The 23679-nt window shown below is 54.3% G+C and carries 27 protein-coding genes, 1 pseudogene and 2 other annotated features; of the genes and pseudogenes, 3 read left to right on the forward strand and 25 right to left on the reverse strand.

Annotation, left to right across the window (positions count from 1 at the left end):
• The 9 genes from AB6Q56_RS22875 to AB6Q56_RS22915 form a co-directional block, all read right to left on the reverse strand.
• Entirely contained in the window at positions 1 to 243 is a 243-nt protein-coding gene (locus AB6Q56_RS22875) for a hypothetical protein (RefSeq protein WP_434514477.1), read from the reverse strand.
• 44 nt (positions 244 to 287) lie between these two features.
• Positions 288 to 536 carry a hypothetical protein gene (locus tag AB6Q56_RS22880; protein ID WP_434514478.1) on the reverse strand — a complete coding sequence of 83 codons (249 nt, stop codon included), beginning with the start codon at positions 534 to 536 and terminating at the stop codon, positions 288 to 290.
• A gap of 164 nt (positions 537 to 700) precedes the next feature.
• A complete protein-coding gene (locus AB6Q56_RS22885; protein WP_434514479.1) occupies positions 701 to 1006 on the reverse strand; it encodes a hypothetical protein in 306 nt (101 codons plus the stop codon).
• Positions 990 to 1304: a hypothetical protein gene (locus tag AB6Q56_RS22890; RefSeq protein WP_434514480.1), complete on the reverse strand. Its 315-nt coding sequence runs from the start codon at positions 1302 to 1304 to the stop codon at positions 990 to 992. Before AB6Q56_RS22890 ends, AB6Q56_RS22885 begins: the two co-directional genes overlap by 17 nt.
• A 55-nt stretch (positions 1305 to 1359) precedes the next feature.
• Positions 1360 to 1569 carry a hypothetical protein gene (locus AB6Q56_RS22895; protein ID WP_434517296.1) on the reverse strand — a complete coding sequence of 70 codons (210 nt, stop codon included), beginning with the start codon at positions 1567 to 1569 and terminating at the stop codon, positions 1360 to 1362.
• Between the two features lie 56 nt (positions 1570 to 1625).
• Positions 1626 to 2857, reverse strand: a protein-coding gene (locus tag AB6Q56_RS22900; RefSeq protein ID WP_434517128.1) for an IS3 family transposase whose coding sequence is annotated in 2 segments (ribosomal slippage) — positions 1626 to 2569 and positions 2569 to 2857 — 1233 coding nt in all. Because the reading frame shifts where the segments join, the coding sequence is not laid out codon by codon here.
• Positions 2463 to 2579, reverse strand: a sequence feature (AL1L pseudoknot). Its footprint overlaps the gene before it by 117 nt.
• 127 nt (positions 2858 to 2984) lie before the next feature.
• Entirely contained in the window at positions 2985 to 4253 is a 1269-nt protein-coding gene (locus AB6Q56_RS22905; protein WP_434517297.1) for a hypothetical protein, read from the reverse strand.
• Positions 4254 to 4709: 456 nt separating this feature from the next.
• Positions 4710 to 5051 (reverse strand): hypothetical protein, encoded by a 342-nt coding sequence (locus AB6Q56_RS22910; RefSeq protein ID WP_434517298.1) that lies wholly within the window; start codon positions 5049 to 5051, stop codon positions 4710 to 4712.
• A 75-nt stretch (positions 5052 to 5126) separates the two neighbouring features.
• On the reverse strand, positions 5127 to 5342 hold the full coding sequence (locus AB6Q56_RS22915) for a hypothetical protein (protein ID WP_434517299.1): 216 nt from the start codon (positions 5340 to 5342) through the stop codon (positions 5127 to 5129).
• Positions 5343 to 5691: 349 nt separating this feature from the next.
• Between AB6Q56_RS22915 and rquA the strand changes: the two genes are divergently transcribed.
• The gene (gene rquA / locus AB6Q56_RS22920; RefSeq protein ID WP_434517300.1) at positions 5692 to 6465 is read left to right on the forward strand and encodes a rhodoquinone biosynthesis methyltransferase RquA; all 774 of its coding nucleotides are present in this window, start codon (positions 5692 to 5694) and stop codon (positions 6463 to 6465) included.
• A gap of 71 nt (positions 6466 to 6536) precedes the next feature.
• Here the strand turns inward: rquA and flgF are convergent.
• The 9 genes and pseudogenes from flgF to AB6Q56_RS22965 form a co-directional block, all read right to left on the reverse strand.
• Positions 6537 to 7280: pseudogene (flgF, locus tag AB6Q56_RS22925) on the reverse strand (flagellar basal-body rod protein FlgF).
• Positions 7268 to 7474, reverse strand: a complete 207-nt coding sequence (locus tag AB6Q56_RS22930; RefSeq protein ID WP_434517301.1) for a hypothetical protein — start codon at positions 7472 to 7474, stop codon at positions 7268 to 7270. Before AB6Q56_RS22930 ends, flgF begins: the two are co-directional and overlap by 13 nt.
• Positions 7475 to 8069: 595 nt before the next feature.
• Positions 8070 to 8957 (reverse strand): TorF family putative porin, encoded by an 888-nt coding sequence (locus AB6Q56_RS22935; protein WP_434517302.1) that lies wholly within the window; start codon positions 8955 to 8957, stop codon positions 8070 to 8072.
• Positions 8958 to 9043: 86 nt separating this feature from the next.
• Complete coding sequence (locus AB6Q56_RS22940; protein WP_434517236.1) at positions 9044 to 9385, reverse strand: hypothetical protein; 342 nt, start codon at positions 9383 to 9385, stop codon at positions 9044 to 9046.
• A gap of 522 nt (positions 9386 to 9907) precedes the next feature.
• A complete protein-coding gene (locus AB6Q56_RS22945) occupies positions 9908 to 10252 on the reverse strand; it encodes a hypothetical protein (protein ID WP_434517237.1) in 345 nt (114 codons plus the stop codon).
• A gap of 96 nt (positions 10253 to 10348) precedes the next feature.
• Positions 10349 to 10696 carry a hypothetical protein gene (locus AB6Q56_RS22950; protein ID WP_434517238.1) on the reverse strand — a complete coding sequence of 116 codons (348 nt, stop codon included), beginning with the start codon at positions 10694 to 10696 and terminating at the stop codon, positions 10349 to 10351.
• Positions 10693 to 11670 (reverse strand): IS5 family transposase, encoded by a 978-nt coding sequence (locus AB6Q56_RS22955; protein WP_434517136.1) that lies wholly within the window; start codon positions 11668 to 11670, stop codon positions 10693 to 10695. Before AB6Q56_RS22955 ends, AB6Q56_RS22950 begins: the two co-directional genes overlap by 4 nt.
• 345 nt (positions 11671 to 12015) lie before the next feature.
• Entirely contained in the window at positions 12016 to 12993 is a 978-nt protein-coding gene (locus AB6Q56_RS22960) for an IS5 family transposase (protein ID WP_205231579.1), read from the reverse strand.
• A 420-nt stretch (positions 12994 to 13413) separates the two neighbouring features.
• A complete protein-coding gene (locus tag AB6Q56_RS22965; RefSeq protein WP_434517239.1) occupies positions 13414 to 13929 on the reverse strand; it encodes an ankyrin repeat domain-containing protein in 516 nt (171 codons plus the stop codon).
• A gap of 838 nt (positions 13930 to 14767) precedes the next feature.
• Here AB6Q56_RS22965 and AB6Q56_RS22970 point away from each other — a divergent pair.
• Positions 14768 to 15049 carry a transposase gene (locus AB6Q56_RS22970; protein ID WP_434517240.1) on the forward strand — a complete coding sequence of 94 codons (282 nt, stop codon included), beginning with the start codon at positions 14768 to 14770 and terminating at the stop codon, positions 15047 to 15049.
• 25 nt (positions 15050 to 15074) lie between these two features.
• On the opposite strand, the gene flgE is transcribed toward AB6Q56_RS22970, so the two are convergent.
• The 4 genes from flgE to AB6Q56_RS22990 form a co-directional block, all read right to left on the reverse strand.
• The gene (flgE, locus tag AB6Q56_RS22975; RefSeq protein ID WP_434517241.1) at positions 15075 to 16391 is read right to left on the reverse strand and encodes a flagellar hook protein FlgE; all 1317 of its coding nucleotides are present in this window, start codon (positions 16389 to 16391) and stop codon (positions 15075 to 15077) included.
• 654 nt (positions 16392 to 17045) lie between these two features.
• Positions 17046 to 18329 (reverse strand): type II restriction endonuclease, encoded by a 1284-nt coding sequence (locus AB6Q56_RS22980; RefSeq protein ID WP_434517305.1) that lies wholly within the window; start codon positions 18327 to 18329, stop codon positions 17046 to 17048.
• 107 nt (positions 18330 to 18436) lie between these two features.
• Entirely contained in the window at positions 18437 to 18943 is a 507-nt protein-coding gene (locus AB6Q56_RS22985; protein WP_434517242.1) for a YHS domain-containing protein, read from the reverse strand.
• A gap of 307 nt (positions 18944 to 19250) precedes the next feature.
• Positions 19251 to 20573 (reverse strand): TonB-dependent receptor, encoded by a 1323-nt coding sequence (locus tag AB6Q56_RS22990; protein WP_434517243.1) that lies wholly within the window; start codon positions 20571 to 20573, stop codon positions 19251 to 19253.
• A gap of 116 nt (positions 20574 to 20689) precedes the next feature.
• Here AB6Q56_RS22990 and AB6Q56_RS22995 point away from each other — a divergent pair.
• Positions 20690 to 21921 (forward strand): IS3 family transposase gene (locus tag AB6Q56_RS22995; RefSeq protein ID WP_434517128.1). Its coding sequence is split into 2 segments (ribosomal slippage): positions 20690 to 20978 and positions 20978 to 21921, totalling 1233 coding nucleotides; the frame shifts between segments, so codons are not numbered across the junction.
• Positions 20968 to 21084, forward strand: a sequence feature (AL1L pseudoknot). It overlaps the preceding gene by 117 nt.
• A 31-nt stretch (positions 21922 to 21952) precedes the next feature.
• Here AB6Q56_RS22995 and AB6Q56_RS23000 read toward each other — a convergent pair.
• The 3 genes from AB6Q56_RS23000 to AB6Q56_RS23010 form a co-directional block, all read right to left on the reverse strand.
• On the reverse strand, positions 21953 to 22666 hold the full coding sequence (locus tag AB6Q56_RS23000; RefSeq protein ID WP_434517244.1) for a TonB-dependent receptor plug domain-containing protein: 714 nt from the start codon (positions 22664 to 22666) through the stop codon (positions 21953 to 21955).
• A 64-nt stretch (positions 22667 to 22730) separates the two neighbouring features.
• Entirely contained in the window at positions 22731 to 23018 is a 288-nt protein-coding gene (locus AB6Q56_RS23005) for a hypothetical protein (protein ID WP_434517245.1), read from the reverse strand.
• Between the two features lie 194 nt (positions 23019 to 23212).
• Positions 23213 to 23557, reverse strand: coding sequence for a hypothetical protein (locus tag AB6Q56_RS23010; RefSeq protein WP_434517246.1), 345 nt, complete (start codon positions 23555 to 23557; stop codon positions 23213 to 23215).
• Between the last annotated feature and the right edge of the window lie 122 nt (positions 23558 to 23679).

Genomic DNA, 23679 nt, shown 5'->3' on the forward strand with positions numbered 1-23679 from the left:
CTATTCGTTCATGATCAGAATGGCTCTCACCGGGTCGATCTCACCGAGGTCGTGCCATTTCAGTTCGCTATCCGGCATGACCGGTGCGGCCAGACAACCATGATTGCATTCGACAAGCCAACGTTTCTGGAGCACCTCCCGGCAGTAGTTGTAGCTCAGCAGCTTGGGGTCGCTACCAACCGCCAGCGCCAGTGCGCGACAAACACACCGATCACCGTGTTCTGCTGGTTTGCGAATATCCATGGCTGAAATGATGAGGCCCCGATATCGGGGCCTTTGCTGAACAGTTACTTCCCATCCCGCGGATGGTAGTGCTTGCCCTGATCCTTGCCGGCCTTGGATTTTTCAGCCTTGGCATCCGGCATACTTTGCGCCATACCGGTCTTCTCCTGGACGTGGGAATGCGGTTTGACAGCAGCCTTGTCAGCCTGAGCTTCGGCAGCTTTCGGGGCGGCTGCCTTCTCATCGGCATAGACGATACCCGTTGTGGCGGCGCTGGCGAACAGAACGGCGGCAATAAGGGAAGAGATTTTCATGATCGGGGCTCCTAGGGTTTGAGGAAATCAACAGTCCGAATCGCATGGACAAGTGCAGTTTCTACCTTTTTGACTGTCAACAAAGTGACTTGTTGATTACATATTTGTCAGGAAGTATTGCTGGACAGGGAGCCAAGGAAGTCATGAGCACCAAAGCGGTCGATTCATTTTCGAGACAAGGCTGCTAGCACTTGTTTCTGGTAATTCAGGCCATCTTGTAGACAGGACTTGCAATAATCAGTCAGAACACTTCCTTTCTCGCTCAGAGCGTTCCAAGCACCTTCACTACTGTAGCTCTCCGGGGCCTGATCCTTTTGCAGTAGCGCCTGCAACATCGCGAAATGCGCAGCCACGGCTTTTTCAGCGTACTCCCCGTTCGCCTGAACAATGCGAAGGGTGAGATCCAGCTGTGAGCCAGCTTGATTTTTCAAGTTTTCAAGGGATAGGGACATATCAAACTCCTGATTCATGGAAAACTGCTGCTTGGTTTAGGGTTCGAACTTGGTTGAGATATAGCAGGGTAATCATCAATCTCCTCGCTACCTCATCTGCCCGTTTTCCAAATGCATGAAACTCCTCTTGGCAACAATGGACACCACAATCTCGAATTATCGAATTCCAGTTGGATGGCCACTGATCATAGGCAGTGAGCCAGGAAGCGACGGCCAAGCCATTGTCTGTAGCCTGCCAGATGCATTGATTTTCATCCCATACTGCAATAACGTCGAAGCATGCAAAAGGAACCTCGTAATAACGAATGTCTTCCATAGTTCCAACGCTATCCTGCGTCATAGTGCTTATTTCGGAAGACACCTGAAACACTTCAAGCGTTGATATTGATCAACGTACCAGTCAACTGCCCTTGGGCGTTGATTGCCGGTTGTGGAATGGCCTGCTCAATCTGACGCTGCCGTGATAGTTCCTCTGCTTGACGGGCCTGAATCTCGGCCCGTTTGACGTTGTAGGCGTCCTGATTCTGGGGTACGGTGCCTGACGTAATGGGGGAATTACGGCTAATCGCATCCATGGTCATGGAAATCTCCTTATTGAGTAAGTGAATCGCCCCGGGTTTCGTAGAGGCTCCGAGGTTTAAGTGCAGGCGGTCGTTGCCTGCACAAGGGATTGTGAATAGTACCGTTCCTCCGCCTCGGCGGGCGGGATGTTTCCGATGGGCTCGAGGAGTCGAGTGTGATTGAACCAAGTCACCCAAGTCAGGGTGGCCAGCTCCAGGGACTCGATGGTTTTCCAGGGGCCCCGGTGATAAACCAATTCGGCTTTGTAGAGGCCGTTGATGGTTTCAGCCAGGGCATTATCGTAAGAGTCGCCTTTGCTGCCGACAGAGGGCTCGATGCCTGCTTCGGCCAGCCGCTCGGTGTAGCGGATGGAAACGTACTGGCTTCCCCTGTCTGAGTGATGAATCAGTGCCCCGTCACGCTTGGGCTGTCGGTCATACAGCGCCTGCTCAAGCGCATCGAGGACAAAATCGGTACGCATTGACCTGCTGACACGCCAGCCGACGATACGACGAGCGAAGACATCAATCACAAAGGCGACATAGACAAATCCCTGCCAAGTAGAGACATACGTAAAATCAGAGACCCACAGTTGGTTCGGGCGCTCGGCCTTGAACTGGCGATTCACCCGATCCAGCGGGCAAGGCGTACGGGTGTCGCTGAAGGTCGTTTGCATGATCTTGCCGCGCCTGACGCCTTCCAGGCCAAGATGCTTCATCAGCCGTTCGACCGTGCAACGCGCCACGGGCGTTCCCTCACGGAGCAATTGCCGCCAAACCTTGCGGACACCATAGACTTGGAAATTGGCCTGCCAAACCCGTTGAATCTGAGGAATCAGCAATTCATCCCGTTGCGCCCTGGCGCTCCGCAGGGAAGGATTGCGTTGCCGGGCAGCGTGACGCCAATAGCCAGACGGGGCAACCTGCAATAGCTTGCAGAGCGGCTCGACCCCATATGTCTCCCGGTGCCGGTCAATAAATGTCCTCACTTCTTCTTGAGGCGGTCGAGCTCCGCCTGCGCGAAAAACGCACTGGCTAGCCGCAGAATTTCGTTGGCCTGACGGAGCTCCTTGTTCTCCCGCTCCAAGGCTTTCATACGCTCACGCTCATCGGTGGTTATCCCATCGCGCCGGCCCGTATCCACTTCATGTCGCTTGACCCAGTCATGCAACGTCTGGGCTGCGCAACCAATCTTCGGGGCTATCGATTCAATGGCTGCCCATTGCGACGGATGTTCTTTGCGGGCTTCTTGTACCAGCCTCACCGCACGTTCTCTGACTTCAGGGGAATATCTGTTTGATTTGCTCATCATGGCTCCATTCTCTCAGGTAATGGAGCCTCCTCAATTCCCGGGGCGATTCAATCTCCAGAATTGATTGAATCGAGCAAATCATCGGTTTAAGGGATTCGGCCCACCGGGCCGAATCCAATGTCCTTTAGAACAACACCCAGCCCATCAGGAAAACGTTGTTGTTGTCCCCGGCATTACGTCCCAGTCCGTTGTAATTGTCCGAGGCGCCATTGAACTGGTTGTATTTGGTGTAGCGCAGCGCAAACTTCACGTTCTGCCACGGCAGGTAATTCAGTTCCGCGATCCAGCCCTTGGTGTTGGGACTACCGCTGGCACTTCCCATCAATGCGTCGCCGGTGTTGTACCGCAAATCATCCGAGGTGCCAGTGGTTCTGAAATACTGCAATCCACCGCCCCATTGGCGTTGGAAGTAGTAGTGGAAGTCGGTTCGGAAGGTTTTCAGGGTGGTCGAAGCATTCGAAACTGCTGAGCCGACCAGGCCGTTATCCCATGTCTGCTTCTCGTTGATCCAGTTGGCACGTGCCGAGGCGGAATGGTTGCCCTGAATAAACTGATAATTCAGGTCGAATGCGATATCCCGGAAACGATTGCTCCCCAAGGATTTGTCGTTCGTGTCCTGCCATACCCTGGCATTCAGACCATAAGTCCCGATAGCGAGGTTATGTGCTCCCCAATCCTGTTGAAGCGCGACCCGCCAATAGGGTGCATTGCCATTGATGACACTGCCGGCCAACTCCTCCGTTCCCCAGGGCTGCCCCCAACTCATGAAGCGGAAGGCTCCACTCTTGGCGGAACGATAATTGGCAACCTCGACGTAAATCAGGTTGTTCCACATACCGTACAAGCCAACGCCGCCGACCTTGCTGGCCAGCGTCATGTCGACCAGTGAGGCAGCAGGCATCTGCAAGGCAGCCGTACCGATATGGGGAAATCCCCAGGCGGGCGTGCTGTTATAGATGTCGGATACGGTCGGGCTATTGTTCAGCGTTACGCCGTAGGCCAGTTCCTCCCCGGCCAGCGTCAGGCTGTTGCCGTAGCGGGCATCAAACATCTCCATGCCCCAGCGCTTCTCAAGGCCATCGTAGTTGTACTGGATCAGCGCGCCAGAGTTGTCCGTGATTTTGCCGCCATAGTAGAGAGCCGCCGTCTGGGCAACCACTTTTCCATCCTTGGGGAAATCCGCCGAAGTCGTACCGCCTGCATCGGTATTGCTGGTATTGGTCTGGGAGGCCAGCAAGGCCGCAGACACCGGGATGCGTTCCAGCAATGGCTTGGCATCCCACTTGTCGGAACTCATGGCAAAGGCACCCAGCTTGAACTGCCGTCCAAACGGGGTAAGTTCCGGAAATACCGTATGGCATTTCCCGCATTCATAGCCGGTTTGCCGGGCCATGCTGGGAACCGCTTGAGCGGTTGAAGAAGTAAGACCTACCCCAGCCAGAATGCCAAGCCAGATCAACATCGACCTGCACCACATCTTCTGTTTTACATGCGACATGTGATTCCCCCTCATAAAGTCAGTTTGTGACCAGCTCACATTGCAGGATTTCGGCGCCGCCACTCCATATTCCATTTGGATGTGGCTTGCAGACCCCAGTGAACATGGGGTTAATGTTGCGCGCCACATCCTGTCCAATGGGTGTCAGAAAAATTACGAATACGTAAACGCACCGCAAGGAAATTGACAGCAAACCATTCAGTCGGGGCTCTAAATTGATTACGCAGAAGAAAAAAGCCCAGTAGGCCTACTGGGCTTTCGCGGAACCTCGATGGGAGGCCTGTAACCGGAGGGAAGCTAATCCCTTAGGGAGATGGCAGTTAGCTTGGTACGGAAATTCAATAGCTCCTATCACTTCGCGCCAGCAGCTAACTGACGGTGGGCATCGGCCAACGCTCTGGCCTCCTTGGCCGCATTGGTGAACTGTTCCTGAAGTGAGAGACAGTGCGCCCGCATTGCAATCGGATCACCTTTGGGGCGACTGGCATAGTAAACGTTGGCAGCCTTTGCATGCCAAGCTGCTTCAGCATCGTACTTTGCCGCTTTCTCGGTAAAGAAGTCGGCAATTCGCTGATGATCCGACGCGCTAGTGGCATTTACGATGCTCGCCGGAATGTCACCGACGGGAGGGACCGAGGTGCATGCAGCAAGGCCGATCAGGGCAAGACTACTGAAAAAGTATCTAATACGCATGGTGATTCTCCCTGGGTAAGGGTTAGCATGCTCACACGTTGCTTCCAATATCAGTTTCGCCAATTGGCTATCAATTCAGGCGATGATATTGATCAACGTTCCTGTCGGTTGTCCCTGGAAATTGACAACCACTTTCGGTGATTCGTCCTTGCGTCGTTCAAGTTCAGCATTCTGTGCTTGTTGGCGCTCTAGCTGTTTTGCCTCGGCCAACTGCTGTTTCTCGGCGACAGCGCGAACGTTGCCGGCAATTGTATTGGTACTGCCGGAAGAAATAGCTTGGATGGGCATCATTCGCTCCTAAATAATGAGGATCAATTCAGCGAAGGACAAAACGGCTGCCAGCAGTGGAAAACAACAAGAAAACCCACCACTTCTATTTTTTATACTGCATCGCAGTAGCTGACCGTAAGATGGCCAGGAGATTACAAACCTGTCTCTATATCGCAAGATATGCAAAATGAGAGAACGGATGGAAAATCCCCCCCAAGGCTATACTGATCACGGATGTTAAATTTGTAATCTCGCAGTTATGGCGGTGTCAGTTCCTCAGTCGCATACTCAATCCAGCAGGTCATCGCATCAGTGGAAGCATCGGAGCCTTGCGGTGGGCTGCTTTCTACGCATCGATTGGGGAACGGCCATGGACATCAAGGTAAAGGTCAATACGCTGCTGGAATTGCTCAGGACCGAGCAACGTTCCACTTTTCCGCAGGCACTCCAATTCAAGGAGAGAGCTCCAAATCGCTGGTATGACGGCGTGCCCGAGTATCTGGTCGATATTTACGACTGGGCCTATGTCAACCCTAAATGGGTGGCTTGGCTCGATCAGAACATGGTCGTCCGCGTTTTACTTTTCGGCAATGACGCCCGGTTGATGCGCATTTACCTCGACGAGATCCAGCCCGGTATGAAAGTGTGGCAGGTAGCGCATGTCTATGGCGACCTTGTCCAGCGCGTTGCGGCTCGCGTCGGGCCGCTGGGCAGGTTTCACCTGACCGATATCACCCCCATCCAGATCGAACACGGCTGCAACAAGCTTGCCGCCTTCCCTTGGGCCAGAGTGATTCGTGCGAATGCGGCCACTTATGATTCAGGCGCGGACTACGACCTGATCTGCAGCTTCTTCCTGCTGCACGAAGTGCCTGAAGAAAAAAAATATCAGATCGTCGACCACCTGCTGGAGTGCGTACCGCCAGGTGGCAAGGCTCTATTTATAGACTATCACCGTCCCGCTTGGTGGCAGCCGGTACGCTGGATATTGAAGGGGGTGAATGCATGGCTTGAACCCTTTGCGGATGCGCTGTGGCAACATGAAATTCAGGATTACGCCAGTTGCCCGAAGGCATTCACCTGGTGCAAGCGCACGTTTTTTGGCGGTACTTATCAAGTCGTCCGGGCAGTGCGCAACAGCTAAGTTTGTGGCTCGCATTTGAATCTTTGGCTCGAATTCAGATTCCCCATGACGACCAGTTCGTCACAGGCAGTTCATGTCAGCGATAAGAGCTTGGTGGCTGCACGATCATTCTCGTCGGCCGTCGATATGACCTTCAACTGCATCTCGAACTGACGAGCAACGGAGATCATCGAAACCATTTCTGCAGCCATGTCGACATTGCTGCCCTCAAGAAACCCCGAAACAACGGTCACGTTGGCATTACTTTCATCATCAGTCATTCCCGCCTACCGGCGAAATAACCCATCACCACCTCGCTCCAGCGCGTGTTCAGGCGGATTGACCAATTTGATTCGACCAATGACGGAAACGGTATTCGGCGTGCCGAACCGAGGCACGGTAGACACTGTTCCGTCCGCGGCAATTGCAACTTCGGTGTCCGGTGGGATTGTAATGGGCCCGTTTTCTCCTTGGACAAGAGTCCCGCTTCGAGTTTGCAAGAGACCGTTCGTATTCACAGTCAAGTTGCCATTGCGGGTGTAGGCTTCGCTTCCGTCGGGCATACTCAAGGCGATAAATCCTTGGCCTTGTACCGCGAGGTCCAAGGATCGCCCGGTTTGCTGGAGGGTTCCCGGGGTGAAATCCGTCATCACACTGGCGTCAACCACAAAAGCTCGTGTTGGCAGGCCCTCGCCCTCAATCGGCACCGCACGAAATGCGTGCATTTCTGCTCTGAAGCCATTGGTCGTGGCATTGGCCATATTGTTCGCCATGCCGGCCTGCTGCGTCAGGGCATGTGAAGCACCTGTCATTGCCGTATAAATCACGCGGTCCATGGAAGCCCTTCCTGAATGAAAGTGATTTTGGTTTTTTCTGCGCGATGACTGATGCGCAAAAACGCCTTGGCATTCAAAAAGGAGATGGGAGCAACCCCATGCCAGAGATGACCGACGCCGAAGACATGCCCTGGAACCGGCACACCCAAGCCAAGTGCCATGGCAAGCAACGCGAACAGGATCAGTTTATTCAACACAACTTGATCTCATCGCGCCGCTCCCAATTTATGCAACCGTATTGATCAAGGTGCCCGTTGCTTGCCCCTGTGTATTGATGGCGACTTTGGGAATCTCTGCTTCGGGCGGCGCCGCTGGGACCTTTTCTGCTATTGGACGATTCCCGGCAATCGGGCTCGTGCTGCCGGTGGAGGAACTGGCGCTACTCGATGAACATCCTTGCATCGCCATTCTTTACTCCCTTTCTGAAAAGTACCCATCCAGGCGATGAAATACATGTCTGATATAGGTGGATTAACGTCAGTGAAAGAAACGTTTGGTTAGGTTCATTGATACTACGCCGCGTTAACTGACAGCCAGGTGGCTTGCTGATTACAGTTATGTCGTCCCCGGGTCAGGATGCTTGAGCCTCATAGGAAGCGTGTTGCTCAAGATAAAAGAAGGCCTTGCCTTGCAACAAGGCCATTCACAACAGTCACGCAGGAGAGAGGGCGGACCGCAGGGGAGTCAGGCCGAAGTTGCACGGGCCTCGACCAAAGACCTCCCCTGGTTACTTGCTTTTGTTTGAATTTCCCGAACCAAGGATATTAGTCGGTTCCTCAGTCAAACAATCTAAAATGACTTGCTGACCGATGCGACCACGCGATCACGCCCAATGTTTCTGCCGAAAGCATTCATGTACGCCGTCGTATTACCATCCGGTGCGGTATGTTTCGTATCCGCGTAGGTCCATGTCAGCCCGAAATTGAAGCCTTGGTATTCCTTCGCCAGCCCGAGCTTGTAGTCGGTGTAATCGAAGAAGTTGTTATCGCCGCCAGATGCGCCCCAATACCCCACATTCGATTTACCGGGATAGTTCTGCCGACCGACATGCGCGAGGATGTTGTAGCCCGTTTCTCCCACGGGAATCTGAGCACTGAGGTCAAGGTAACTGGCCCCCCGCGATTCGTTAACACCAAAGGTGTAGGTGCTGATCGCCTTCGAATACTTCAGAGTCAGCCATTTGTAGCCGATGGCGCCATAGACTTCAGTCGTATCGGGCTTGCGATAGGCGCCCAGATTGTCGAACCGACCCGGATAGTAGTAGCGAATCAGACCGACATCGTAGGTCCAGCCGTCACCAAAGCTATTCTTGTAGCCACCGTAGAAATCCCATTCCAGACTGGCCGAATTGCTGGCACCCGTCGTATACGGTGCACCAACACTCCCTGGCGAGGCGAGGGATACCGGAGCATTCTTGACGCCGGCATTTTGATCAGTAAACCAGGAAATGTTCGATAGCCACGTCCCCAGATAAAATCCGGAGACGTGGGCATAATCGAATCCGCCCTGAACCGCCGGTTTGCCGTCGGTCTGGGAAAGTCCACGAAACACATACTGGCTCACCACCCCGACGTTTCCGGTAAGCGAGTGTTCCGGGGTTGGCGCAACTTCTCCGGATTGGGCGACGGCAGGTAAGGTGGTTGCCAGAAGGCAAGCGCTAAAAACATACTTATGCATGGGGAACTCCCTGAGTAAAAAAATCGGACTCTCTCCGTCCGTAGCAGGCTTCTACAGGCCCGCTTTTTTATCAGTGGCAACCTCGGCTATTTGCCGGCGGTGTTCGCGAGTTGCCGGTGCGCTTGCTCCAGAGCGCGAACCTCCTTGGCGGCATTGGCGAACTGCTCTTGAAGCGCGCGACAGTGGGAAATCATTGCAGATAGATCTCCTTTGGGACGACCGGCATAGGAAGCGGCCATACGACTGTGCCAGCTCGCTTCGGCATCGTAACTGGCTGCCTTTTGAGCAAAATAGTCGGCAATTTTCAGATGATCTGCTGCGCTTGAAGCAGTGGCGAGGTTCGCCGGAATCTCGGCGACATTGGGAGCCGTGGTGCACGCAGTGAGTGCAATCAAGGCAAGACTGGCAAGGATGACCCGAGTGCGCATAGCCATACTCCAAATGGTTTTCGTGTGACCAGTATGCCGCCGGTAGGCTGTCGTCCGCATAACCGGACGATTACAAATTGGTCATCGCAATGCCAGCATCTGTTTTCGATAGATTGTCGCCCGCCGCTTTCAGCCAGAGGTACCATGCAATGCAGAGGGCTGCCAAACCGTTGGACTCCACGGTTTGCAACCGACCTCATACTGAAGGGCGTAATGCCTGGTTCTGGTTGGAACCCTTTGCAAACGCGCTATGGCAGCATGAGACCAGAGATTACCAAGTCATCCGGAGCGCTTTACGTGGCACCAGCAGATTTATTTTGGTGGGGTATGGGTTGAATGCGGCAATAAGTTCCATCGTCACCAGTCATGAGCCCAATCTTTGTTGATATTGAGAGGAGCAGTTAGCACTGCCACCTTCATAGGGATTTATTTCTAAAAATTTCCCATCCGTATATTCAGCGCCCATTCGAAGGGAATTCCGTGCAGGCGGTTTTCAGCAATTTAATGCCGTTATCGATGGTCTTAGCAATTTCCTGAGGCGGTTGAAATAAATCCTGGTAGAAGCATTATGGAATACAGATCAATAAAGTCTTGACTGAGGCAGCCAGCTTCATCGACGATTTGAATAATCTTGGTCTCCAAGGTTGTTCCTGAACCTCCATTTCTACAAGCCACTGCAGCAGCCGTCACTGTATGTTGCATGGAAATGCCGTATTTGTTGTAACGAGGGAAATTTGCCGGTCCTAAAATACACAAAGCAACCAAGGTGGCAGAGCGCTCCATTTCAAATGATAGCGGCCATTCTTTTTTATTAAGTTTTGACTTTTCATAATACTGCGCCGTATAACCGCAAATGCGGCCATTCATTTCTACTGGCAGCAACCTGGGATTAATACCATATAACTCCAATGTGGCCCTATATTTCAAGACGAGGCGCCAAGATGAAAATATTTCCATATTGTATTAGCAAACATCCCCGCCACGCTCAAGAGCATGTTCGGGAGGATTGACCAGTTTTGTACGGCCGAACACATTGATGGCATTCTGTGTCCCCGAACGCGGAATACCGGACACCGTTCCATGGCCATGTTGTGAGCCATTGCCGCTTGCTGCGATAACACCTGTGATGACTTCAGTCATGGCTATGTAGATGATGCGATCCATATATTTGCCTTTTCTCTGTTCTACTAGGGATTCTCTGAACAACCCACTGCTTTGGCGCAGGCTGTCATAAAAAAAACATGAAAAACAGGCGATTTTCGACCGTTGGCCATGAAATGCAGAGGTTCTCCTCTGCATTTCGCGCTTCACGGGCGCACCTCGCCCATCAAAGGCATCAATCGCTTGCGTGCCAGCCACAGATTGGTCAGCGCAAACAGGGTGACAATCTGCCCGGTATTCTTCGCCAGACCACGATAGCGAACCTTCACAAAGCCAAACTGCCGCTTCACCACCCGGAAGGGGTGTTCAACAATCGCCCGTGCCGCCGACAGCATCCGGTTGAAAGCCTTCTGCTCTTTGCTCAGCGCACCACCCGCCGGCTTCTTGGTCGGCGTCAGGACAGACAGATCGCCCTCCTTCTCGAAGTCGTCGAGGGTTCGATTCTTCTTGTGATAGCCACGATCGCCCAAGACCAGCGTTTCTTCCCCGTGCAGGCAGGCTTCCATCATCGTGATGTCCGCGACCTTTGCCGTCGTGCATTCCACGGTGTGAATCAAGCCGCTCTCAGCATCGACGCCAATGTGCGCCTTCATGCCGAAGTGCCACTGATTGCCCTTCTTGGTCTGCGTCATTTCCGGATCGCGTTTCTTGTCCTCGTTCTTGGTCGAACTGGGCGCCGCAATCAGCGTGGCATCGACGACCGTACCGCGCTTCATCGACAGGCCTTTCTCCGACAATACAGCATTGACCTCAGCGAAAATCGCGACCGCCAGATCATGCTTCTCCAGCAGATGCCGGAAGCGCAGAATCGTGCTTTCGTCCGGCATCACGTCTTCGAAGGCATCCAACCCAGCAAAGCGCCGCAACAGCGGAACGTCGTGCAGCGCCTCTTCCATCGCCGGATCAGAGTAGCCAAACCATTGCTGCATGAAGTGAATCCGCAACATCGTGCCCAACGGCATCGGTGGCCGACCGTTTCCCTTCTTTGGGTAGAACGGTTCGATCAGTGCTTCCAGGCGAGACCATGGAACAACCGTTTCCATCTCCGCCAGGAACACCGCCTTTCGGGTTTGCTTGCCCGCTTTCGGCAGGAAACCCGTCTCAGCCAGGCTCAGTTGCTTCATCGATTTCATCTGTCTCATCAACGCAATGACAATGCCGTCATTTTCTCAAATCACGCTGCATAACGGTCACTTATGCAGACTTTCCCTAATTGCTCGATAGTTAATCTAGGAAATAAACTACAGGTTCGGACAGTCAGTGAAATCTCAAATGGTGAGGAACTGACTCTAGATTATCGCCGTGAGCCCTTGCCCAACGATTATGTTTCCAGTATTGGCGCCATTTACCTCTAGGGACTCTCTGAACAACCGGCCATTTACTGGTAGGTCGTCATAAAAGCGATGAGAAATAGGCGATTTTCGACCGTTGACCGGGAAATCCAGGGAGTTTTCCCTGTATTTCACGTTTCACGGGCGCACCTCGCCCAGCAAGGGCAACAATCGCTTGCGCGCCATCCACAAATTGGCCAGCGCAAACAACGTCACGATTTGCCCGGTATTCTTCGCCAGACCACGGTAGCGAACTTTCACAAAGCCAAACTGGCGCTTCACTACTCGGAACGGATGTTCGACAATTGCCCGCACCGAGGACAGCATCCGATTGAACGCTTTCTGCTCCACAGTCAGCGTGCCGCCAGCCGGCTTCTTGGTCGGTGTCAGAACAGACAGATTGCCTTCCTTCTGGAACGCGTCAATCGTCCGGTTCTTCTTGTGATAGCCGCGATCACCGAGCGCAATGGCTTCTTCCCCGTGCAGGCACTTCTCCATCATCGCAATGTCGGCGACCTTGGCCGTCGTGCATTCAACGGTATGTATCAAGCCGCTGTCGGCATCGACGCCAATGTGCGCCTTCATGCCGAAGTGCCACTGATTGCCCTTCTTGGTCTGCGTCATTTCCGGATCGCGCTTCTTGTCTTCGTTCTTCGTCGAACTCGGTGCTGCAATCAGCGTGGCATCGACCACCGTACCGCGCTTCATCGACAGGCCTTTCTCCGACAGCACGGCATTGACCTCGGCAAAGATCGCCACCGCCAGGTCATGCTTCTCCAGCAGATGACGGAAGCGAAGAATCGTACTTTCGTCCGGCATCACGTCTTCGAAGGCATCCAGTCCGGCAAAGCGACGCAACAACGGAACATCGTGCAGTGCTTCTTCCATTGCTGGGTCGGAGTAACCAAACCATTGCTGCAAGAAGTGAATCCGCAACATCGTGCCCAACGGCATCGGCGGACGACCGTTTCCCTTCTTCGGATAGAACGGCTCGATCAGCGCCTCAAGACGCGACCACGGCACCACTGTTTCCATCTCCGCCAGGAACACTGCCTTGCGGGTTTGCTTGCCGGCTTTCGGCAAAAATCCCGTCTCAGCCAAGCTCAGTTGCTTCATCAGATTCATCTGCCTCACCAACTCAATGACAATGCCGTCATTTTCTCAAATTGCGCTGCATGATGGGCGCTTATGCAGAGTTTCCTTAGTTGTAAGTGATCGGATTGCATTTGAATCAGGCGGCGCAAGTGCTCAAACTATAGAACAAGGCCGCACATCGCCAATGCAATCTTGTTTTGGAGCATGATTGAATCTGTTTTTTGATGGCAGGCGATTTCAAATAATCAGATGTATCCGGGGCGCTGCGTAAAATGAATGACAGAGCTTCGACACCAGATCCAATCCACTGTCGGCTGCTATCGATTTACGTTTGTCAGCCCAGCCAAAGTGATCCCGATCGTCAAATTATCGATCTCATTCGTCACATACAGCCGTATGCCATGATCAAAGAATAACGATAACCATTTGGAGACAGTAGCATCACGGTATCGACAATGGCATCAAGCGATATGCTAAAATCAACAATATTATTTCTGAGTGGCCTCTAACGCGTGCCACCCATAATGCATCGAATCCTTCGGGTCCCGATAACTGGGGGTCTGCACCCGCGGCAAGCAATAGCCGTGCGATTTCTGTATATCCCTTGTTAGCAGCTACGAATAGTGGAGAATCCCCTCCTCTGGAGGGGATATTTGCATTGGCACCGTTACCGAGGAGAAACGTGACAACATCGGCGTGACCATTGAGGGTTGCCCAGAATAACGGAGTCCAACCGTATCTATTCGGAAAGTCGACATTTGCACCTTGTTTCAACATTTCAGCGGCAACATCAAAATGCTTTCCATGAATAGCATAGAAGAACGGACTGCAACCAATTTCGTCCAGTCTGTTCAACTCAATTTTCTCCGAAAGCAGTTTGCGGAGAAGAATAAAGTCACCATGCCGAACCGCCTGCAGAAATTCTTCCATCATGTGATCGGTCTTGGCTCTTTCCATGCACAACCCAATTTATTTATAGCCCAATGCTACATCACGGCGGCGGATGTCCCATTTGAATATCATCGCAAATGAAGCCTTCAGCGATATTGCCTTGTGATTATTTCAAAGGTGAAAATAAAGATAGCCTCCACCGATTCTCGGAAAAATAAGTGGTGATCCGATTACCGACAATATCCTCGACATCAGTGACCCTTCTGAATCGAGGTCATTTACCCGATCCTGAGCACCTATTCCCAAGCCGAGCACCCCAAAGAGAAGCATTGAAATTATTGCAATTCGCATTTTTAATTTTCCGATGACGGCTGATCAACCAAGATTCGCTATTCAACCGGAATGCCCGTAAGTTGACGATGAGCATCGGCAAGTTGATGGGCTCTTTTGCAGCATTGGCAAATTGGTCACGCAGGGCTCGGCAATGCGCAATCATCGATGCCAAATCCTCCTTGGGACGGGGGGGTAGGAAATGGACATCTTTTCATGCCGGCAACGACAACACCAAATTTAGATTTCATTTTTTGTCTCCTCGCAAGCCCTTTATAGGGGGTAGAATGAACCTTGCGAGCTGTCGAGAACATGGCGGAAAAATTACTGCTTGGTTGGAAATTTGTCAGAGTGTTGCAAACCAAGGTAACTACCTAGTGTGCTGGCAATTGACCCGTACAATTGCTTCAGCGCCAAGAACACTGATCTCTTCTCCTCTCGTATCCAGCTTCTGAAACTCGCCACTGGTTGTTATGCCGGAGATTAAATTCCTTGGACAGGATACTTCGTACTTGGCCGATTACCGACGGTGTCCTCCGAACACACCGCAATAGATCTGACACTGCGGAATCGAATGGGTAGCGATCAAGCGATCGGTCGTTCGCGGGGCGGGCTGAGTACCAAGGTTCATGCTTGTGTCGATACCTTGGGCAACCCAGTTCACCTGATCCTGACAGCCGGCCATGTGGCCGATGTCACACAAGGGGCTGCCTTGGTTGAGGCCAATCAGACCGGCGCAGTCATCGCCGATAAAGGTTACGACAGCGATGCCTTGGTCGACATTATCGAAGCCCCTGGTGCCGAAGTGATCATCCCGCTTCGCAGCAATTGCAACAACCAGCGCAAAGTCGACTAGCACCGCTACAAGGCACGAAACCTCGTTAGCGTAGATTGACCAGTGTCTGAAGTAGCTGGTCCTGTGTCTTGATCGATTGGGCGTTGGCCTGGTAGCTGCGCTGTTGGGTAATGAGCTTGACGAGTTCGGCGGTTAAATCAACATTGGACTCTTCCACCGTCGACGAAGACAGAACACCCAGATTGGAGGTATTAGGCGCACCGACCAAGGCCGGTCCGGAAACAGAAGTCTCACTCCACTGATTGTTGCCGAGCGCCTGCAGGCCGTTCGGATTGGTGAAATTGGCCAGCACGATCTGCCCTTGGGCAAAAGTCTGCCCATTGCTGTAGCGCCCCTGAATGATTCCATCTGAGCCAACCGAAAGCCCGACCAGATTCCCCGCCGCGTAGCCATCCTGTTCCAGGCGATTGGTACCGAATGCACTACCGAATTGGGTCGTACCTGCGAAATCGACCGGAAAGCTTTGTACGGCCAGGGCACCATTGCCCGTCGGCTGGCCGAGACTCTGCATGACACCTAGCATATTGACTGAGACATTCATCGGACTCCCGGCCGTGATCGTACCGGTCGGCCCAAATGTCAGGGTCCCGATTGGGCCACCACCCGGGGTAATGTTCTGATTTGTCGTTCCGTCAACATTGGCATAGACATCCCACTCACCAGCATTGGCCGTCTTGCGGAAATAGTAAGTCATGGTTTGGGCATTGCCCAACGTGTCGTAGATCGACAAAGCCGTGGAATAGTTATAGGTCTGCGGATCGGGCGTAAATGCTGCCAAGCCGCCAGCTATGCCGCCGTCCACCCATGGCAAGGCGGGAACTGTCTGACGAGAGTCTAGGTTCAGATTGGCCTTGACCCCGTTGAAGACACTACTGGCATTAAGTCCCGTCGCCTGGGGCGCGAGATCCGATGCCGAAATCTGTAAAGGCTGCGGCGATGAGGGTACGATGATTCCAGCCTGGGCACGATAGCCGGTTAATCGCATAGCCTGATCATTGACGACAAAACCGTTTTTGTCGAGATGGAACTGCCCGTTTCGGGCGTAGGTTGTAGCTCCGTCCTGATCCATACGGAAGAACCCAGTACCATTAATCGAGATATCCAGTGGATTGTTGGTCGACGTGATATTGCCCTGGGTAAATTGCTGCTGGATCGATGCAATGTTGACGCCGATACCGACCTGACTAGCACCAGAGCCATTCAGCGATGCAGCATAAACATCCCCAAAATTTGTCGTGGATGCCTTAAAGCCCACGGTGTTTGCATTTGCGATATTATTGCTAGTTGAATCAATTGCCTTGGTAGCGCTATTGAGGCCACTCAGTGCTTGCTGAAATGCCATTTATCCTACCTCGCTTAGTGAGAATTCTTCAATTCGCTGAAGGCGCCCCGCATACAAGCAACTCCGCCTGGCCTAACATCCACAATTGACAGAGTCGCCCGGCAAAGGCACAAGCATCATCACAGCAGCCACTAAAAATCTTCAACAACACCTTTTCTGCGCGGCAATAGTGCTCATGAACGCGAGGACTATGCTCTTGTGCAGCTGTCAATTGCGTGTCCAGCCGCTTACATTTGCGTCATAGATCAGTAAGACTTCAGTACTCCGCCTTCCTCGACATGTAAATCCGCAGCAAGCAGATAATGGGAATGATGGATTTGTAACCGAATCTATGACCTCATTTGTTGTTTCTTCCTCTTGCATGAAGCACCTGGAGCTTTGTCAACACGCAGTGGCAGCACGAGATCATGGATTACGCCAGCCTTCCGGAGCATACGTGGCAACAGCAGACTTATTTTGGCGAGGATAGGGACCCATACTTCCCTACGGCGTGCTCGACCAAATACACCCCAGCCGCCAATTGCGGCCAGGATCAATGTTAATAACAAGCGCGAGGTGACGCAGCGGAGCCTTGGTGTGTATTATTATTCCGCGAAGCCTATGGGTAGCAATCCCCAGACACTGCTCCAGCCGTCAAACCTTCTTTCCCATCGGTCACAAACTGCCATTTTTCAAGGCTTTGGAAATACTGAAGACCGGTTTCAGCCCCGATCCAAAACGAATGATTGCGTCCTGCTGGTTCCGGAGCTCGCCGTAAGGCAGATACCTGAAATTCAGTTCCCCAATTTTTGAAAATGCCGGCCGTTGAATCTGTTGTCTCACATCATTTTCACGACCATCCGGAGCCACCAGGAATAGTGCATCGCAAGAATCAAGGCCACTGCCGTAGGCAAGGTCGAGAAGGCGGACAATTCCGGAATAAATTGAGGTCGTATGTTCGACCTCGAATGCGGCAACAACCTTTCCGCTGCTAGGCTCCAACCAGACGACATCGATCAATCTGATGGAGTCCGCGCCCGGCTGGCCGGCCAAGCCATCAGGGAGCATCGCCAGGCAGCCATCTCCCAGGACACCATTGCCATGTGGGCGGTTACGGTCGTTAGCGGCGATCCAGACGGAAAACCCCAAGGCCATACCGATGTCGCGCAGGCTTCCTTGTACCTGGGTATGGGTTTGGTCATTCCCTTCGGCTGAGGCAATGGCTTTTTGCTGCGCTGCAGTCTCTTCGCGAACCCAGGCCAAATCCTGTCGCCAAATTCGCTCTGCCTCCGCGTTTCCATCGATGGGTGGCGCCGTATAGCGTCCCGAACCGATATCGAACAGCAGACCGGCAACCGCTCCAAGATCATTCGACAGGAGCTGACGGTGCTCGGCATTGAGCGCGATGATGCCTTGGCGCATGGTCAAGTAGTGATCCCACCTGCCCAATTTGACCTTGGAACCGGTCAAGGCGTTGTAACCATTGACGATGGCGGTATTGAAGGGCGGGACCAGGGTGGGATGGATGAAATACAGCAGATTGGCGACCGCCGGACCCAGTCCCTTAATGTTCAAGGCATCGATATCATTGATGGCCTGGATGATCCCATCGACGCTGTCACAACAGTTGCACGAGTGCAGCAGGCGAGCAAACGCTCGTTGGTTCTCCCGGTGCTCATAGATATCGGGAATGCGCAGTTTGGGCTTCCACAGGAAGGCATGCTCAGCCCCCTTAAAAATCTGCCGCTGTTCGGCCACGGAGGCAACGACGGTTTCCAGGGACGATCCGCGATAGGCATTGCCAAAGCTACCAGCCTCGATGTCTCGGACGACCTCCGCGATGCCACGACGGATGGAGCGAAAATTCTTCAGGCGCTCCGTCCATAGAAACCAGGTTGAATAAGTGCTGTGCGGATCGTCCTTCCACCGCGCAATCAGGTCGCTGATCTGGCTATTCATGGTCATGGCCATCTATGAAAACAGCAACTCTATCGGCGAAATCCTCACCAGCAAAGAGGCTGTCTTTATCCGACGACACTAAGTCGTTCAATGACCCGGTGCAGCGACTAGCGAAGCCTTACTGGTGGGCGATTACAGCAGGCCCCCGTTGCCGGATGAGCGGCGTTTTCCAGTTCGTTGGATTCGGCACTTTTCCAGAGCCATCGCCTCAAAGCATGGACTCCTTCCTTGAAGTGCACGTCTTCAGTTGCAGCCACGGCTTCGATCTGCGTGAGAACCGTTAGCCGCAGATCGTATTCGACGATCAAGCGATCGTTTTCGCAAGTGACGGATGAAACGCCGATCATTTCCTGGAGTTGTTGGCATGCACGCGGCAGATTCGTTTGATTTCCATCGGCTAACCGCAACTTTCGCCGTTTCCGGATTGGCCGAATATCCACCAGCCTCTGCGGCCCGGTATATAGCGCCGGGATGTCAACAAAACGCTCTTGGCAATGCGCCGAACAAAAGTGATAGGTGACGCCGTGGTAGACAAGGGAACGGGAATTCTGAGCTAGCTCCACCTGCTTGCCACAGACGGGGTCGCGTCCCGTCGTCATCTTTAGGTTTTGCATTTGCTCCTCATTTTGCTCATTGGGATACTTCTGCTTCCGCGACAGTAGGACCAGTTTGCGCTTGTTCGAATACTGGACGACCCTCTGCCAATGCGCTGGTCTTGTCGACGATCACGGTATCGACTTCGCGCAGGTGCTCAAAATGATTGTTGTGCAGCCAGTATACTGCCCATAGGCTGTCCTCTGCATAACAGGAGGATTACAAATTGGTCACCGCAATGCCAGTTCGGAACCGCCTTATACACTTCTCCAGGGCCTAGCCGAAAAAAACGTCCTGACCCAGGTCCTCAGCTCTTTCAGACGGGTCTCAGAAAGTGCTGCGTATCCCCACCAGAATGCCGCGTCCCGGCAACGGCGCGATATCCTTCAGGAACGAGGTATGCACCCGCGCTTCCTGATTGAATAGGTTGTTGCCCTTGAGGAACGCCTCCAAGTTCATCGCCTGCGCCTTGATGCGGTAGGTCAGCGCGGCATTGACCAGCGTGTAGCTGTCGGTCGGCAATTCGTTGGCGGCGACATGGTCCTGTTTGAAGGCATGATTGACGTCGAGTCGGGCACCGAAGCTGCCGCGCTGGTAGTCGAGACCGACGCCCAGACGGAGCGGCGAGATACGCGGCAGTGGCTCGCCCGTATCGCGGTTCGTCGCCCTAACGTAGTCGCCACGCAGGTTGAGATCGAGGTTCCCGGTCCCTTCGTACACCCGGAATTTGCCTTCCGCCTCAAGACCTCGGAACTCGGCCTTGACGGCGCGATAAAGCCCTTCCGGCAGAATTTTGTCGCCCGCCGCGGTTACGCTGCCCCCAACATCCGCGGGGTTGAGTTCGCCATCCGTAGCTCGTGTATTGCCGCTGTTCATCACCGTGATGTAATTCTCAAACCGATTGTAGAAGCCACCGATGCTTGCCGAATACTGACCCGAACGCCAGCGCAATTGAACATCGAGACCGTTCGACTTCTCCTTGTCCAGGGACGTATCGCCGATCACATACTGTCCGGTGGCGGTATGGGGGCCGTTGGAAAAAAGCTCGGCGTAGGTCGGTGCCCGCTCGGTGTGCGCCAGGTTGGCGACCAGATTCAGGCTCTGTGTCAGGCTGTAGAGGATGCCTACGGCACCACTCTGGTCGGAAAAACTGCGGGTCTGGCCCGAGCCGAAACGGGGCAGACCGGTATTGGGGTCGAGCGGTCCCCCACCGGCCGATGCCACCTTGGCGCGTTCGAGGCGCCCGCCGAAGGTGAATTTGGTGCGGCCGACAGTCATTTCTTCGTAGAGGAAAAGCGCCGCACTGTCGGTATCGATTTTAGGCAAGAGGGCTTCTTCTCCGAGGGCCGAGAAATTGACGCTGGAAAGCTGCACCCCGAAGGCGCCGGTGAATGGCCCCAGCTTGGCGTGGGTCGCCTCGATCCGGCCTTCATAGCCCTTGTTTTTGAAGGTGGTCGCCACGGTACCACTCTCCAGTTCCTGATGCTGGTAATCGGTGTAGCCGTACTTGAACTTCACGGCTTCGATGAAAGAACCCAGTTCACGCATTTCCCCGGCAGCATCCCAACGGGAACTCTGCATATCGAGACGGACGTTCGGTTCGGCCACCGAGCCGTAATTGGTCTTGAAGTCGGCATAGGAGACGCCCACATACCCGTTGTCGAAGGTGAGCGATGTGCCCAGCGCTCCGCTGTCCCCATGCGCCGAGCTGTTTGAATCGCCCCGGGAATTGAGGAGGCTCCATTACCTGAGAGAATGGAGCCATGATGAGCAAATCAAACAGATATTCCCCTGAAGTCAGAGAACGTGCGGTGAGGCTGGTACAAGAAGCCCGCAAAGAACATCCGTCGCAATGGGCAGCCATTGAATCGATAGCCCCGAAGATTGGTTGCGCAGCCCAGACGTTGCATGACTGGGTCAAGCGACATGAAGTGGATACGGGCCGGCGCGATGGGATAACCACCGATGAGCGTGAGCGTATGAAAGCCTTGGAGCGGGAGAACAAGGAGCTCCGTCAGGCCAACGAAATTCTGCGGCTAGCCAGTGCGTTTTTCGCGCAGGCGGAGCTCGACCGCCTCAAGAAGAAGTGAGGACATTTATTGACCGGCACCGGGAGACATATGGGGTCGAGCCGCTCTGCAAGCTATTGCAGGTTGCCCCGTCTGGCTATTGGCGTCACGCTGCCCGGCAACGCAATCCTTCCCTGCGGAGCGCCAGGGCGCAACGGGATGAATTGCTGATTCCTCAGATTCAACGGGTTTGGCAGGCCAATTTCCAAGTCTATGGTGTCCGCAAGGTTTGGCGGCAATTGCTCCGTGAGGGAACGCCCGTGGCGCGTTGCACGGTCGAACGGCTGATGAAGCATCTTGGCCTGGAAGGCGTCAGGCGCGGCAAGATCATGCAAACGACCTTCAGCGACACCCGTACGCCTTGCCCGCTGGATCGGGTGAATCGCCAGTTCAAGGCCGAGCGCCCGAACCAACTGTGGGTCTCTGATTTTACGTATGTCTCTACTTGGCAGGGATTTGTCTATGTCGCCTTTGTGATTGATGTCTTCGCTCGTCGTATCGTCGGCTGGCGTGTCAGCAGGTCAATGCGTACCGATTTTGTCCTCGATGCGCTTGAGCAGGCGCTGTATGACCGACAGCCCAAGCGTGACGGGGCACTGATTCATCACTCAGACAGGGGAAGCCAGTACGTTTCCATCCGCTACACCGAGCGGCTGGCCGAAGCAGGCATCGAGCCCTCTGTCGGCAGCAAAGGCGACTCTTACGATAATGCCCTGGCTGAAACCATCAACGGCCTCTACAAAGCCGAATTGGTTTATCACCGGGGCCCCTGGAAAACCATCGAGTCCCTGGAGCTGGCCACCCTGACTTGGGTGACTTGGTTCAATCACACTCGACTCCTCGAGCCCATCGGAAACATCCCGCCCGCCGAGGCGGAGGAACGGTACTATTCACAATCCCTTGTGCAGGCAACGACCGCCTGCACTTAAACCTCGGAGCCTCTACGAAACCCGGGGCGATTCAGTTCGGCAGGCGGTCCCGGGGCTGATCCTGGCCTGGGCCGTCCAGGGCACGCTGGCGGCTAGAACGGGCGAAGCCGGGAATCTGCACATCGTCATTGCGGCGCGAGCTGATGTCGGCATGGAAGGCGATCCGGCCATTGCCGCCTTCGAGTACCGCAGCGCCGCTCTGCTCGTTGTCGGCACCGCCGAAGCGCGGCTCAAAACGCCCGCTGACGCCCACGACGGCCTCCTGGGGGATGCGGTTGTCGAGGACATTGACCACGCCGCCGACTGCGGTCCCGCCATAGAGCAGGGCCGCGGGACCGCGGACGACCTCGATGCGGTCCACCACCAGCGGATCGACGGTGGTGGCATGGTCGGGACTCAAGGCCGACACGTCCAGCATACCGGTCCCGTTCTGCAAGATCCGGATACGGTCTGAATCGAGGCCGCGGATCACCGGGCGGCTCGCACTGGGGCCGAAGTAGGTAGAACTGACGCCCGGCAGGTTAGCGACTGTTTCTCCCAGGGTACTTTCCCGGCGCAAGGTCAGGTCCCGCCCGCCCAGGACAGAAACCGGGGCGGCCAGGTCGAACAAGGCGCTTCCCAGCGGATTGGCGGTGACAACGACCGGGGCCAACTCAGTGGCTTGGTTGGGCGCCCCTTGGGCGAGAGCGGCGGGTGCGGTAAACGCGAGGGCGACCGCGGCAGCGGCCTTTTTGGTAACAATCATGATCTTCTCCGAAAAGCGATAACTGCCCTCCCGGTCGGGAAGGCTCATCAACAAGGTGAATCGTTCAGAGAAGAATTACGGGCGGTGCGCGCTGACTGGTGATGGGCGCCGGCAGGTGGCTGCGGGCGAAGAACGATAAGGCTTCCGGGATCAGCACCAGGCTGACCACCGGCTGCAACGATGCCACGCCAGGCAATGCGGACCCGAGGTCGTGCACCGCCAGACAGAGCTCGCAAGCGTGGGCTGGCAAGGCGCCATCTTTCGCCACTGCGTGCTCGACCGCATGCGCTCCGGCCGCCCATTGGGCAAAAACCAGGACGACAACGAACAGGAGGTGGCGCAGGGGACTCATCGAATGCAGTTTCGTTACGGCATATTCATCGCAGGGTGCATGGCAATTTCGTCCTGCGAGCGAGCGAACGTGCGAACGTGCGTGCGGGTTGGGCAAGATCCACTTGCTTGCCACAGACGGGATCACGGGCAGTAGTCATCCGTTGATTTTGCATCTGCTACATTTCGTCGTTCTACTGGCTAGCATTCGCCTGTTCAGTTGGACAAACCGGCGGCCATCTGGCGGTGTGCCTTTTCCAGGGAACGCGCTTCCTTAGCCGCGGCAGTGAAACCTTCCTGCAGCGAATGGCAATGGGATACGAATGAAACAGGCCCTCGCGGGTAACCTCCGTAGGAGTTGGCGTTCTTCTCGTGCCAAGCGGCCTCGTCTTCGTAGCCGGAGGCTTTCTGGCCGTAAAAATCTGCGATCCGCTGATGGTCGGCTGCTGTCGAAGCGCTGGCGACAGCAGCCGAAAAATCCGGGGCCGGTATTATGGTACATGCCGCAAGCACTAGCGGGAGCAAGCTCAACAGGCCGGTGGCTATTCGGTTGGCACGCATGTTTACCTCCAATCAGGACGGTGTGATGGCGGAAGTATGCAGCCGGAACAGTTACGCGCCCATGGCTTCGACATGACAAATATGTCACCGCAATGTCATCAAGAAGGACAGTGTTCGATCCG

Source organism: Dechloromonas sp. ARDL1 (genome assembly GCF_051122455.1).
Lineage (GTDB): Bacteria > Pseudomonadota > Gammaproteobacteria > Burkholderiales > Rhodocyclaceae > Azonexus.